This is a genomic window from Kocuria sp. NBRC 114282 (genome assembly GCF_030268385.1).
Classification (GTDB): domain Bacteria; phylum Actinomycetota; class Actinomycetes; order Actinomycetales; family Micrococcaceae; genus Kocuria; species Kocuria palustris.
In genome coordinates, this window is record NZ_BSQO01000002.1 from 287849 (window position 1) to 301158 (window position 13310).

General features: G+C 73.0%; 7 protein-coding genes. 4 read left to right on the plus strand and 3 right to left on the minus strand.

Annotated features, from left to right (window positions below; all coding sequences use genetic code 11):
* Positions 1-23 precede the first annotated feature (23 nt).
* Together QSJ40_RS05035 and QSJ40_RS05040 are read right to left on the minus strand one after the other, a co-directional pair.
* Positions 24-215 carry a CsbD family protein gene (locus tag QSJ40_RS05035; RefSeq protein WP_006215798.1) on the minus strand — a complete coding sequence of 64 codons (192 nt, stop codon included), beginning with the start codon at positions 213-215 and terminating at the stop codon, positions 24-26.
* Between the two features lie 91 nt (positions 216-306).
* Positions 307-1248 carry a 3'-5' exonuclease gene (locus QSJ40_RS05040; protein WP_352156095.1) on the minus strand — a complete coding sequence of 314 codons (942 nt, stop codon included), beginning with the start codon at positions 1246-1248 and terminating at the stop codon, positions 307-309.
* Between the two features lie 168 nt (positions 1249-1416).
* On the opposite strand from QSJ40_RS05040, the gene QSJ40_RS05045 reads away from it, so the two are divergent.
* Together QSJ40_RS05045 and QSJ40_RS05050 are read left to right on the plus strand one after the other, a co-directional pair.
* Positions 1417-4929, plus strand: coding sequence for an ATP-dependent helicase (locus tag QSJ40_RS05045; protein WP_285729337.1), 3513 nt, complete (start codon positions 1417-1419; stop codon positions 4927-4929).
* Complete coding sequence (locus QSJ40_RS05050; protein WP_285729339.1) at positions 4926-8741, plus strand: ATP-dependent helicase; 3816 nt, start codon at positions 4926-4928, stop codon at positions 8739-8741. Before QSJ40_RS05045 ends, QSJ40_RS05050 begins: the two co-directional genes overlap by 4 nt.
* Positions 8742-8843: 102 nt before the next feature.
* Here the strand turns inward: QSJ40_RS05050 and QSJ40_RS05055 are convergent, their stop codons facing one another.
* On the minus strand, positions 8844-10112 hold the full coding sequence (locus QSJ40_RS05055; protein WP_006215335.1) for a macrolide 2'-phosphotransferase: 1269 nt from the start codon (positions 10110-10112) through the stop codon (positions 8844-8846).
* 180 nt (positions 10113-10292) lie between these two features.
* Here QSJ40_RS05055 and nudC point away from each other — a divergent pair, with 180 nt between their 5' ends.
* Positions 10293-11411, plus strand: a complete 1119-nt coding sequence (gene nudC, locus QSJ40_RS05060; RefSeq protein ID WP_235044759.1) for an NAD(+) diphosphatase — start codon at positions 10293-10295, stop codon at positions 11409-11411.
* Entirely contained in the window at positions 11405-13291 is a 1887-nt protein-coding gene (locus QSJ40_RS05065; RefSeq protein ID WP_024290887.1) for an ATP-dependent helicase, read from the plus strand. The genes nudC and QSJ40_RS05065 overlap by 7 nt, the downstream gene beginning before the upstream one ends.
* The last annotated feature ends 19 nt before the right edge of the window (positions 13292-13310 follow it).

Consider the following 13310-nt stretch of genomic DNA (forward strand, 5'->3'; position numbering starts at 1 on the left):
GGGCGCTGTGCGTCGGCGACGCGTCAGTTCTTGTCGCCCAGGACGTTGTCCTTGGCGTCCTTCAGGTTCTCGCCGGCCTGCTTCAGGTTCGAGGAGTTCTCCTGCTGCTCGCCGGCGCCCTGCAGGCGCTCATCGCCGGTGGCCTCGCCGAGCTTCTGCTTGGCCTGGCCCGAGGCTTCCTCGGCCTTGTTGCTGATCTTGTCACCGAGTCCCATGGGAACCTCCTGTGCTCTGCTGTCGACCGGAAGGCCGACGGGGAATCTGAAGTCTACTGCGGGAACCCGACCTGCGGCAGTCCTGCTGGGATCATCCCTGCAGGTCGCGCACCGGCCAGGTGCCGTCGATGACGATGCTGGGGTCCTGACGACGGCTGCGCAGGAACTCCTGGAAGTCGGCGGCCTGCTCGGCGGACCATTCGATCTGCTGCCGGTGGATCTGCGGGGCGCCCACGCGCAGCTCGGCGAACTCCTCGGCCAGACGACGCCCGACCTGCTCGGCGGCCAGGGCGTCCGCCCCGGAGGTGTGCGCCTCCTCCAGGTCCACCTCATAGGCCTCGGACAGAGCCACCAGCGTGCGCTTGCCGCGCCATCTCACCCGCACGTGCTTGTGCATCACGTAGGGGTCCAGCACCGGGAAGGCCTCCGGGGCCTGCAGCCCGTGGCGTCGGGCCTCGGCGGCCAGGACCGTGAAGTCGTAGGACGCGTTGAAGGCCAGCACGGGGATCCCGCGCTCCAGCAGATCGGCGACGGCGGCCACGATCTCCGGGACCACCTCCGCCGCCGGACGGCCGTGCTCGCGAGCGTGCTCGGTCGAGATGCCGTGCACGGCCGCAGCGCCCTCCGGAATCTCCACGCCGGGATCTGCGAGCCAGTCCCAGCGCTGGAGGATCTCGCCCCGGGCATCGATCAGCAGCAGCGAGGCGGTCACGATGCGGCACTCGTGGGCGTCCTTGCCCGTGGTCTCCAGGTCGAAAGCCGCTCGCGGCAGCTCGGTCCAGGGGGTGTCAGGGTCCTGCGGGGCCGGTGCCTTGTGGTCGGATCGCGGCGCCACAGCATCGGCGGGCGCCGCGCTCGCGGCGGGTGCGCTCGGCCGATCCCCGGCACCGGTCGATGCCGCGGGGGTGTCGAACAGCGACAGCTGGGCCTCCTGGGCCTCGGGCTGCGAGGGGCTCGCCGGGCTGCTGCCCGACGGGGTCGGGAGATCGAAGAGCGGATCGGTCTGCTCGGACGGATCGGGTCTGCTGGCCATGCCGACACCGTACGGAGCCGCTCCGACAGCACTGGGCCGGCGGCTTGTTCCGGCGCGATGCGGCCGACGGCGATGCCGATGCCGCTGAGGTCGGGGCCTCGGGGGCCGCGGCGCACCTGCCGCCCGAGATGGCCTTGTGCTGTCAGAGCGCTGTGGTGCGATGTGGCCATGTCCCAGCAGCGGCCGTCGCATCCCCCCGAGCCCGTCGTCGATCTCTCCGCGTCGCGCTCGGCCTGGCGCCTGGTCCCGGCCGAGCGCAGCTCGCTCGTGCTCCCGGAGCTCTCGGCCCTGGATCGCGATCAGCGGGAGATCGCCGAGCTGGCCGGCGACTGCGGCCCGCAGCTCGTGCTGGGGGCGCCGGGCACGGGCCGGACCACGGCCCTGCTCTCGCTGGCCGCCCGCAGGCTGCGCGAGGGCCTGCCCGCTGACCGGCTGCTCGTGCTCACCCCGTCGCGCGCCGCGGCCGCCCGCGCCAGGGACACGCTGACTGCCACCGCGGCCACCACCATGACCTCTCCGCCGGTGCGGGCGTGGCAGGCCTACGCCTTCGACCTCCTGCGCCGGGCTCAGGCGGAAGGACTGCTGCCGGGAGTCGAGCAGCCGCCCCAGCTGCTGTCGGGACCGGAGCAGGACGTCCTGCTCAAGGAGCTGATGGCCGGTCACCGCAGCGGCCACGGCGCCGCCGTCGTGTGGCCGCCGGATCTCTCGGAGGCTGTCGGCACGCGCGGCTTCCGCCAGGAGGTCCGCGATCTCTTCGACCGCGTGTGCGAGAACGGGCTGTCCCCGGAGGACCTCGAGCAGCTGGGGCACCAGATGCAGCGACCGGACTGGATCGCCGCCTCCGTGCTGCGCCGGGAGTACCTGCGCGTGCGCCGCCTGCGCATGCCGGAGGCCTTCGACCCCGCGGCCCTGGTGAGCGAGGCCTGCCGGGCCCTCGTGGAGCACCCCGACTTCCTCCACCGGGAGCAGCAGCGGCTCGAGCTCGTGGTGATCGACGACCTCCAGGAGGCCACGCCGTCGATCCACCGTCTGCTGGAGGTGCTGTGCCGGGGCCGGGACGTCGTGATCGCAGCGTCGCCGGACACCGTCGTGCAGGGGTTCCGCGGTGCTCGCCCGGACCTGCTGCGCGGACTCGACGACCGCCTGGGCACCCCGCAGCGGCCCCTCACGCGCCGCGTCCTGGGCACCGGGCACCGCATGCCCCCGGCCATCCAGCTGGCTTGGCAGCGCGCGGCTCAGCGGATCCCCGCTCTCGAGACCGCCCTGGGGGCCCGCCGTCCTCGTCCCGTGCCGCCGGGGGGCGATCCGGAGGCGGAAGAGCTGCCGCAGGCGGTCCTGCTCGGCTCGGCCGCGCAGGAGGCGCGCTGGATCGGCCACGCCATCCTCGAGCGCCATCTGCTGCAGGGCGTGGCGCTGCAGGACATCGCCGTGATCGTGCGCTCGAGCGATCGCCTGCAGTCCCTGCAGCGCCACCTCACGGCTCTCGGAGTGCCGGTGACCACTTCGGCAGCCGAGACTCCCGTCCGGGACGAGTCCGCGGTGCGTCCCCTGCTGTCCGCGCTGCGGCTGATCGTGGCGGAGCGCTCGGCGGCCCAGCACGATCAGGAGCTGGAGCGCGAGCAGCCGGACCCCGAATCGCTGCGATCCGATGCCCCGGAAGCGCCGCGGGCCTCGGAGACGGGAGAGGGGACCGCGCAGAGCAGCGCCGTGCTGGAGGCGCACGAGGCCGTCGAGCTGCTCAGCTCCCGGATCGGAGGCGCTTCGGCCATGGACCTGCGCCGCCTGCGCCAGCGCCTGCGAGCCCACGAGCTGCGCAGCGGCGGAGGACGCAGCTCGGACCAGCTGCTCGTGGAGGCGCTGCTGGACCCCACCGTCATGGAGGATGCAGGCGTCAGGGCCGCCCCGGCGCGTCGTGTCGCCCGGATGCTCCAAGCCGGGCGCACCGCGCTGCGTGCCGACGGGGCCACCGCCGAGACGGTCCTCTGGGCGCTGTGGGAGGCCTCCGGAGTGGCAGGACGCTGGCAGCGCACCGCCCTGGCCGGCGGTCCGGAGGGCCAGCGGGCCGATCGCGATCTCGATGCCGTGGTCGCGCTGTTCGGCACGGCCGAGCGCTTCGCCGATCATCGCCCGGGAGCAGGGCCGCAGGAGTTCCTGGAATTCTTGGAGCATCAGGACCTGCCCATGGACACCCTCGCCGCCCGCGCCCCCACGGGGGCCTCCGTGGAGATCATGACTCCGGCCACCGCAGCCGGTCGCGGCTGGCCGGTCGTGTTCATCGCGGGCCTCCAGGAGGGCAGGTGGCCCAACACGACGCTTCGCGGGCAGCTGCTGGGAGCCCAGCGCCTCTCGGACGCCGTCGAGCTCGGCGTGGAGGTCGCCGCTCAGGCCAGCCCCGCCGCCCGGCTCACGGAGGTCCGCCACGACGAGCTGAGGCAGTTCGCCACAGCCGTCTCCCGTGCCTCGCGCGAGCTGATCGCCACGGCCGTGTCTTCCGAGGAGGAGAACCCCTCGGAGTTCCTGGACATCGTGGATCCGTGGGATCCCTCGCTGCACCCGGAGGCCGCCCGCCGGGCACGTCCCGTGCACACCGCGCCGCGTCCTCCCACGCTGCGGGCCCTGACCGCCGAGCTGCGCCGGGTGCTCCAGCAGGGGACGGCCTCGCAGGAGCAGAGGGAGGCGGCGGCACAGCTGCTGCACCGCTTCGCCTCCTCGCCCGAGCCCGTGGATGGGGCGGCCCCGCACCAGTGGTGGGGCCTGCTGCCGCTGTCGTCCACGCAGGAGGTCCTGGACCCGCAGCAGCCGGTTCCGCTGTCTCCTTCGCGCCTCGAGACCATCCAGCGCTCGCCGTTGGACTGGTATGTGGCCACGGCTCGTGCTGAGGAGGCCTCGGATGCGGCGCGCTCGGTCGGCACCCTGGTCCACTCGATCGCAGAGCAGTCCCCAGAAGGCACCGGCGATCAGCTCGCGGCGCAGATCCACCGCAGGTGGAGGGAGCTCGGGCTGCCGGAGACCTGGGAATCAGACCTGCTCAAGGAGCGGGCCGAGACCATGCTTCGCAGATTCGCCCAGTACGTGATCCAGGCTCGCAAGGACGAGCACCGCCGCCTGGCCCTCGTGGAGGGGGGCTTCCAGGTCCTCATCCACGGCCGCGCCCGCGATGCCCTGCTGCGCGGTCGGGTGGACCGCCTGGAGATCGATGACCAGGGCCGTTTCGTGGTGGTCGACCTCAAGACGGGGCGCAGCGCACCTGCCACCAAGGATCTGCCCGAGCATCCTCAGCTGCTGGCCTATCAGGCGGCGCTGGCGGCCGGTGCCGGTCAGGCCATGGTCGAGGAGCAGCAGCGCGGCATCCGGCAGAGCACGGATGCGGAAGGGCAGAAGCCGGAGCCGAGCGAGCCCCTGGTGCTGCGGGAAGGGCCCCTTCAGCATCTGCCCGGCGGTGCGCTGCTGGTCCAGCTGGGCGTGGACAGGGTCAACGTCAGCACGCAGCTGCAGGACGGGCTCACCGAGGAAGGCGGCGTGCAGGTCCGCGAGCTGGTCTCGGCCGCTGCGGATCTGGTGGCAGGGGACCGCTTCCTGGCCAGCCACACCGCAGGGTCGAACACGGGCCACGGCGGGATCGGCTGCAGCCTCCCGGAGATCTGCCCGCTGTGCGCCGAGGGACGGCAGGTCACCGAATGAGCGTGTCCGCTGCCTCCAGCGGCCGCTCGCCGCACGAGCCGAACCACGACCAGACCCAGAAGGAGCCCGGCATGGCCTCCGAGCACGACTCCCGCCCCCAGACGTCGTCATCCGAGGATGCGTCGTGGTCAGGCGAACCGGAGTCCGCAGCGTCGTCCTCGCCCGCCGGGGCGTCGGAGCCCGCGGTCTGCGCTGCAGGACCCGGGGCGATGAAGGGCGATGGATCCCCGCACCCGTACCTGGGCGTCGAGCCGCGCTGGAGCCCCCAGGAGCTGGCGGAGGCGCTGGGCGGCAACAGGCCCACCGAGCAGCAGGCGGAGGTGATCGCCGCGCCGCTGACCCCGCGGCTCGTGGTCGCCGGTGCCGGCTCGGGCAAGACCGCCACCATGGTCGACCGGGTCGTGTGGCTCGTGGCCAATGGCATCGTGCGCGCGGATCAGGTGCTGGGCGTGACCTTCACCCGCAAGGCCGCCGGTGAGCTGCGCGACCGCGTGCGGGGCCGACTGGGTGTGCTGCGCTCCAAGGGCCTCGTCGTGCCCGGACCGGAGGACCCCTCCGAGCTCTCAGCGGCCGACGCGGACCGCGGCGCCCCCGCCGGCCAGGGGGACACCGCGCCCGTGCTCGAGCCCACGGTGCTGACCTACCACTCGTATGCCAGCGCGCTCGTGCGCACCTACGGGCTGCGGATCGGCCTGGAGCCGGAGACCGCTCTGCTCGGCCCGGCCCAGGCCTGGCAGATCGCCTCGCGCGTCGTGGAGTCCTGGGACGGTGAGGTCCCGTCCGATCTGAAGATGTCCACGGCGGTCGAGCAGGTCCTCGCGCTGTCCTCGGGCGCCGCGGAGCACCTGCTGGACCTCGACGAGATCCGGCGGCACACGGCTCGGCTCGGGCAGGCCATGCTCGAGACCCCGCCGCGACCGGGGGGCAAGAAGAAGAAGGTCACCAAGGACACCCAGGAAGCCGCGGGCCGCCTGCTGCGCACCGGCGTGCTGTGCCGCATGGCGCAGCGCTATCAGCAGGCCAAGCAGGAGGCCGAGGTCATGGACTTCGGCGATCTGCTCAGCCACGCGGCGCGTCTTGCCCAGGAGGATCGGACCTGCGGCGCCTCGGAGCGGGAGCGCTACCGCGTGGTGCTGCTCGACGAGTTCCAGGACACCTCGCACGCGCAGATGAAGATCTTCGCCGAGCTCTTCGGCCAGGGCCATTCCGTGATGGCGGTCGGGGACCCCCAGCAGTCGATCTACGGCTTCCGCGGAGCCTCTGCCGGACAGCTCTTCGGCTTCAGCGACCATTTCCCGGCCCCCGGCGATCCCCAGGACGCCGTCTCCTTCCTGACCACCGCCTGGCGGAACGACACCGCGATCCTCGACGTCGCCAACAGCGCTGCCGAGCCCCTGCGCACTCCGCCCCCGTGGAGCACCGGCAGCGCCGGACAGGGGCTGAAGAAGGTCCCCGGCCTGGACCCGCGCCCCGAGGCAGATCGCGGGCAGGTCCTGCTGTCCCGGCACCGCTCGGATCAGGACGAGGCCGTCGCCATCGCGGACGACATCCTGGCCGCGCGCGCCCGGGTCCGCGAGGACCAGGAGCTTCCCACCACGGCGGTGCTGTGCCGCCGCCGCTCCCAGTTCGAGCCCGTGCGCCGCGAGCTGATCGCACGGGGGATCCCGGTGGAGGTCGTCGGGATCGGCGGTCTGCTGCAGGTCCCGGAGGTCGTCGACATCGTGGCCACGCTGCGGGTGCTCACCGATCCCGGTCGCTCGGACTCCCTGGCCCGACTGCTGACCGGAGCCCGCTGGCGGCTGGGCGCCCACGACCTTGCCGCTCTCGGCGACTGGGCCGGACACCTTGAGCGGCGCCGCAGCGCTGCGGCGGACATGGGCCTGATCGAGGACATCGACTCGCCAGGCGACCCTGGGGACGCGGTGCAGGGATCGCCCCAGGAGGACGTCCTGGTCGAACCGGACCGGGTAGACGCCGCCTCCCTCGTGGAGGCCGTGGAGACCCTGCCGCGCCCGGACTGGATCTCCGGAGCCGGACGCAGCCTCAGCGAGACCGGCCGTCAGCGACTCATCGCCTTCGCCGAGGAGCTGGCCGAGCTGCGGACCTGGCTCTCCGAGGACCTGGCCACCATCATCTCGGTGATCGAGCGGACCCTCGGTCTGGACATCGAGGTCGCCGCCCGCCCGGACGCTCGAGCCGCGCAGGGCCGCCGCGACCTGGACGCCTTCCTGGACCTGGCGGCGTCGTTCAGCTCGGCCAGCGCCACGCAGGACGTCGGGGCGTTCCTGGGGTGGCTGGACATCGCCTCCCGCGAGGAGAAGCTCGACACCGCCCCGCCAGAGCCTGCTCGGGGTGCGGTGCAGCTGCTGACCGTCCACGCCTCCAAGGGGCTGGAATGGGATCACGTGCACGTGCCGGGCATGAACCAGTCGCACTTCCCCATGACCCGGGACACCCGCTGGACCAAGAACCCCTCGGACGTCCCCTGGCCGCTGCGCGGGGACCGGGCATTCCTTCCGCAGTGGAGTGAAGACACCTCGGATCTCGACGCCCTCAGCGACTCCCTGGCGCAGTTCCAGGAGGACGCCGCCCAGCATGCCGAGGCCGAGGAGCGCCGCCTGGCCTACGTGGCCTTCACCCGTGCCAGGAGCCGCCTGCACCTGTCCTCGAACGCATTCTCCGGCTCGGCCGCCACGCGGCGGACGCCGTCGCGCTTCCTCCTGGAGCTGCTGCCGCTGAGCGGTCAGCAGGGTCTGGAGATCGCGCGGGAGGCCGCCCAGGAGAAGGCCTTCGACTCCGCGCCGGTCGAGCTGCCCCAGGACGACCAGCACCGGAGCATCGACGGCATCGAGCTCGTCGGCTGGGAGGATGTCGCCGCGGACGAGAAGAACCCCGAGCAGTCGCGACGCCTGTGGGCGGCCTGGCCGTACGACCCCCTCGAGGGCCCTGAGGTCCTGGAGACGCGCGGCGAGCAGGCCCAGGCTCCCCTCGACCCGGATCAGCCCGGCGTGCAGAGGCAACCGGCCCCGCAGGCCGGGCGACGCGCCCGGGTGGAGGCCGCCGCTCACCGGGTGAGCCAGCAGTCCGAGACCGACCACGCGGAGATCGAGCGCCTGGAGGCCGAGCAGAGCCGCCGGGATCCGCAGATCCAGCGCTGGTTCGAGGAGGCGCGCATCCTGCTGGCCGCCCACGAGACCCGCAGCGAGGTCCAGGAGCTGGCCCTGCCCTCGCACCTGTCGGCCTCCACGGTGGTCGAGCTGGGCCGTGACCCGCAGGCGGTCGCCGCGCAGTTCCGCCGACCCATGCCGCGTCGCCCAGGCATGGCCGCGCGCGCCGGAACGGCCTTCCACTCGTGGGTCGAGGACCACTTCCAGTCCTCGGCGATCTTCGACCTGGACGAGGTCCCCGCGGAGGACGACTTCGTGGACGAGTCCTACGACCTCCCGCGCCTGGCCGAGACCTTCCGGGCAGGTGAGTGGGGAAACCGGCAGCCGTGGTCGGTCGAGCACCCCATCGAGACGCCGATCTCCGGAGTCACCATCCGCGGTCGGATCGACGCCGTCTTCCGCACCGAGGACGGCCGCTGGGAGCTCGTGGACTGGAAGACCGGAGCCGTGCCGGCCCAGAGTGAGCTGGCGCGTCGAGCTGTGCAGCTGGCCGTCTACCGCCTCGGCTGGTCACGACTGCAGGACGTGCCGATCGAGGACGTCTCGGCGGCGTTCTACTTCGTCTCCGAGGACCGGACCATCCGCCCGCACGACCTGGCGGATGAGCAGCAGCTCGAGCGGATGGTGAGCCGGGCCTTCGGCTGAGGACCTCGCCCCGGGTCGCAGCCCCTCGGGCCGCGAGGAGCCCGCAGTCGTGGTCCTCCGCGGTGGGCGACGCCGCCGCCGCCGCGGTCTCGGCCCTGGATCTCAGTCCTGCGACGTCCCGGGGCCGGGTCGGCGCAGCGGGGTGACGGTGGCCCCGGTGTGCGGGTCGGCGGCGGGACCCTCGTCCTTCGCGCCGGAAGGCTCAGGGGAGTCGTCGTCCGCCAGAGGCTCGGCCGTGCCGACTCCTGCGTCGTCAGCGGGATCCGAGAACAGCGAGTCCCGGTTCAGGCCGTGGAGGCCGGTGGCCGTGAAGGAGGCCTCCTCGGCGCGCTGCCGGGAGGTGCGGGCATGCTCGGTGCGGGCCTCGACCGACTGCTCGGCCTCGGCTCCGCGTGCGGCCGAGAGCTCCCGGTCGTAGGCCTCCACGTCCTTCTCCAGGATGCGCAGCATGGACTCGGCGTCGGCGACCAGCTCCGGCAGATCCCGTGAGACGCCCCGCACGAGCCAGCGGGCCAGGGCGAACTCGGCCTCCAGATGCGCGCGGCGCAGCAGGTGCGGGTCCGGCTCGGCGGAGGTGTGCCGCGAGTACTCCGCGACCACGGCGGCGGCGAACGACGGGTCGCTGGCCCCGATCAGCCAGGCGAAGTCGTCGGCGGGATCGCCCACGTGCACGTCCGACCAGCCGGTGACGGCCGTGATCCGGTTGCCCTCCACGGTCAGGTTGTCCTCGTGGAGGTCGCCGTGGATCACGTGGGTGGAGAAGCGCCACAGCGTGCGGTCCTCCAGCGCATCCTCCCAGCGCCGCAGCAGAGCCGCGGGGATGCGTCCGGTGGTCGCTGCCTGGTCGAGCTCGCTGAGCCGGCGCCGGCGGCACTGCTCCGAGCTGTAGGCGGGCAGATCGGCGTCCATGACCATGGCGCGCGGCAGCGAGTGGATCGCGGCGATCAGCTGGCCCAGCTGCGCGGCGGCCTGCGGCACGGGCTCGGCGCTCGGGGGCTGCGGTCGCGCCGGCGGAGCGTCGGCCAGGTCCATGAGGTCGTCGATCGGCACCGGGCCACCGGGAAGGTGCGAGTACACGAACAGGCGCCGTCCGCGGTCCTCGACCGAGCCCACGACGGTGGGCATGTGGAACGGCAGCTTGGCGCGCAGCGCCGGGCTGAACGAACTGAGAACGGCGTGCTCGGAGGCCAGGCGCATGGAGGCCTCGTCGGTCAGCGAGCTGCGCACGCGCCACCGGCGCTGCGAGGCATCGACGACCACGGCGGAGCGGAAGTCGGCGTCGTCGTCGGGGGAGGGGGCCACACCCGCAGGTCGCAGCCCGGGGACGGCCGCGGCCGCCGCGGCCGCAAGGTGCTCCAGGGACGATGTCATGCAGGCAACCCTACAAGCGCATCCTGGTCGCTTCCCGCGCACGACGACCGCGTCCGGCCTCGCTCCACAGCGCCCTCCTGCTCAGCGGGGCCCGGGCGATCTCCACCGCTTCCCGGTGGGGGCATCGGGGCACGCGACGGGCCGCGATGCGTCGTCAGCTGCGGGCTCTACAGTGGTCGCGTGCCTACAGACCAGACCCGCAATGCACCTTCCGCCCACGATCACCAGGCGCCCGGCACCTCCTCGGGGCCGGGCTTCGATCGTCTGGACCCCTCGTCCATGCTCTCCACGGAGGCGCTGGACCGGCGCGCGGTCGAGCGCGAGCGCACGGATCTGCGCCGCGGCGCCCGGCTCGTGCTCGTGATGCTCGGCGGGCGGCTTCCCCTGCACGGGGACCGCCTGGTGCTGCTGGAGCGCTCGCAGCTGCCGGAGCTTCCGGCGGATCCCGCCCGGCCGGAGGTCTTTCTGGGGGAGGTCGCCGCCGCCGCCGTGCTGCCGGACGAGGAGCATGATCCGCAGCAGCGCGTGGGAGTCACCGTGCGCGCCCTGGACGATTCCCAGTCCGCTCTGCAGGACACCACCCACGGCGTGGTCGACGAGCTCGGCCAGCAGATCGCGGCCGTCCAGGCCCAGCTCGACACCGCTGCCCCGGGACATCAGTGGCAGGGGCTGCGTCAGGCGGCCCTGTCCATGATCGGCCGGTCCCCGGAGGACGAGGCGCTGGCGGTGGCCGCTCAGGCCGCCATGGCCTGGCATCTGGACCACCCCCGCTGCCCGCGCTGCGGCGAGGTCACGGAGGTCGCGCGCTCGGGCTGGATACGCGTCTGCCCGCAGGACTCCTCCCTGCACTTCCCCCGCACCGATCCCGCGATCATCGTGGCCGTCACCGACGGCGAGCCCGGAAGCGACCAGGAGCGCCTGCTGCTGGGCCGCGCGGCGGCCTGGCCGGAGGGCCGCTTCTCCACGCTGGCTGGGTTCGTGGAGCCGGGGGAGTCGATCGATCAGGCGGTGCGCCGCGAGATCCAGGAGGAGTCCGGGGCGGACGTGGGCGATGTCCGCATCCTGGGCTCCCAGCCGTGGCCGTTCCCGCGATCGCTGATGATCGGCTGCACCGCGCGCCTGCAGGGCGGGCAGGTCGCCCCGGACGGCGAGGAGATCGCCGAGCTGCGCTGGGTGACCCGCGAGCAGCTGCGCCGCACCTCGGAGGTCGGTGAGCTGCTTCTGCCCGGGCGGATCTCCATCGCCCGCTCCCTGATCGAGCACTGGAACGGCAGCCCTCTGACGGGGGCCGAATGGTGAGCCTGGAGCACCTCGAGCGCGAGATCGTCCCGGACGCCGCCTCCGCGGCACTGTTCGCGCTGCCGGAGACCGAGCAGCTTCCTCTCGAGGAGCGCATCCTCGAAGGCCTGGATCCCGAGCAGCGCGAGGCCGCCACGGCCCTGCGCGGACCGGTGTGCCTGCTGGCCGGCGCGGGCACCGGCAAGACCCGGGCCATCACCCACCGGATCGCCTACGGGATCGCCACGGGGGTCTACACCCCCCAGAAGGTCCTGGCCCTGACCTTCACGGCCCGGGCCGCCCACGAGATGCGCGATCGCCTGCGTCTGCTGGGCGCGGAGGGCGTGCAGGCCCGGACGTTCCACTCGGCGGCCCTGCGCCAGCTGCAGTACTTCTGGCCCCAGGCCGTCGGCGGCTCCATCCCGGACCTGGTCACGCACAAGGCGCGGCTGATCGCGGAGGCGGCCGGCTCCATGCGCCTGAGCAGCGACCGCGCGGCGATCCGCGACCTGTCGGGGGAGATCGAGCGCGCCCGGGCGCTGCTGCTCGTGCCGGACATGTACCCGGATGCCATCGCCCGAGAGGCCGCGGCCGGCTCCGTCCGGGATCTGCCCGGCGGGCACAGCGCCACCACGATCCAGCGGCTGTGGCAGACCTACGAGGATCTCAAGACCGACCGGAACCTGATCGACTTCGAGGACGTGCTGGCCATCATGACCGGCATCCTCGAGGAGGACCAGCGGATCGCGGCGGCTGTGCGGGCGCAGTACCAGCACTTCGTGGTCGACGAGTACCAGGACGTCTCGCCGCTGCAGCAGCGCCTCCTGGACGCCTGGCTCGGCCCGCGCGACGACCTGTGCGTGGTGGGCGATGCCTCCCAGACCATCTACTCGTTCACGGGCGCCACGTCTCGGCACCTGCTCGAGTTCCCGGCGCGCTACGAATCCGCCCGGGTGATCCGCCTGGTGCGCGACTACCGCTCCACCCCGCAGATCGTGGACACGGCCAATCGCCTGCTCAGTGCGCGTCGTGCCGGCCCGGATTCGACCGAGGGGCTGTGGGCCGAGCCCCTGCGCCTGGTGGGGCAGCGCGCCGCCGGTCCCGTCCCGGACTGGCACGAGTACCAGGACGATCAGGCCGAGGCCCAGGGCACCGCCGTGCGCATCCAGGACCTGCTCCAGGACGGCGTCCCGGCCACCGAGATCGCCGTGCTCTACCGCACCAATGGGCAGGCCCAGGCCTTCGAGACCGCACTGGCCGATGCCGGCATCGGCTTCCGGCTGCGCGGCACCGAGCAGTTCTTCCGCCGTCCGGAGGTGCGCCAGGCCATGGTGCAGATCCGCTCCGCGGCAAGGGCCGAGGCGGAGTCCGGAACCGGCGCCGTGGCCCAGCAGGTCCGGGACATGCTGCGCTCGCTGGGCTGGTCGCAGCACGCCCCGCGCACCGTGGGCAGCACGCGGGAGAAGTGGGAGTCCATGGCGGCGCTGGTGGACATGACGGACCGCCTGGCCGCCGCGCACACCGAATCGCTCCAGGCCGCTCAGCGCGCCGGGACGGAGGGCCCCGGCCCGTTCACCCTGCGGCACGTGGCCGAGGAGCTGGGTCGTCGGGCCGTGGCCCAGGACGCGCCCCCGGTCGAGGGGGTCACCCTGGCCTCCCTGCACTCGGCCAAGGGCCTGGAGTGGGACGCGGTCTTCCTGACGGGGCTGTCGGAGGGGCTCATGCCGATCACGTTCGCCGAGACCTCGGACGAGATCGACGAGGAGCGCCGACTGCTCTACGTCGGCATCACCCGTGCCCGCGAGCAGCTGATGCTCTCGTGCTCAGCCTCGCGGACCCCGGGCGGACGCGCCAACCGGCGCCCGTCGCGCTTCCTGAAGGACCTCCTGCTCACCCGCTGAGCCGCATCCGGCAGCCGAT

Coding starts and splice junctions, on each gene's coding strand:
- QSJ40_RS05040 (WP_352156095.1), bottom strand. CDS start 1,248: ATGGCCAGCAGACCCGATCCGTCCGAGCAGACCGATCCGCTCTTCGAT.
- QSJ40_RS05055 (WP_006215335.1), bottom strand. CDS start 10,112: ATGACATCGTCCCTGGAGCACCTTGCGGCCGCGGCGGCCGCGGCCGTC.
- QSJ40_RS05045 (WP_285729337.1), top strand. CDS start 1,417: ATGTCCCAGCAGCGGCCGTCGCATCCCCCCGAGCCCGTCGTCGATCTC.
- QSJ40_RS05050 (WP_285729339.1), top strand. CDS start 4,926: ATGAGCGTGTCCGCTGCCTCCAGCGGCCGCTCGCCGCACGAGCCGAAC.
- QSJ40_RS05035 (WP_006215798.1), bottom strand. CDS start 215: ATGGGACTCGGTGACAAGATCAGCAACAAGGCCGAGGAAGCCTCGGGC.
- QSJ40_RS05065 (WP_024290887.1), top strand. CDS start 11,405: ATGGTGAGCCTGGAGCACCTCGAGCGCGAGATCGTCCCGGACGCCGCC.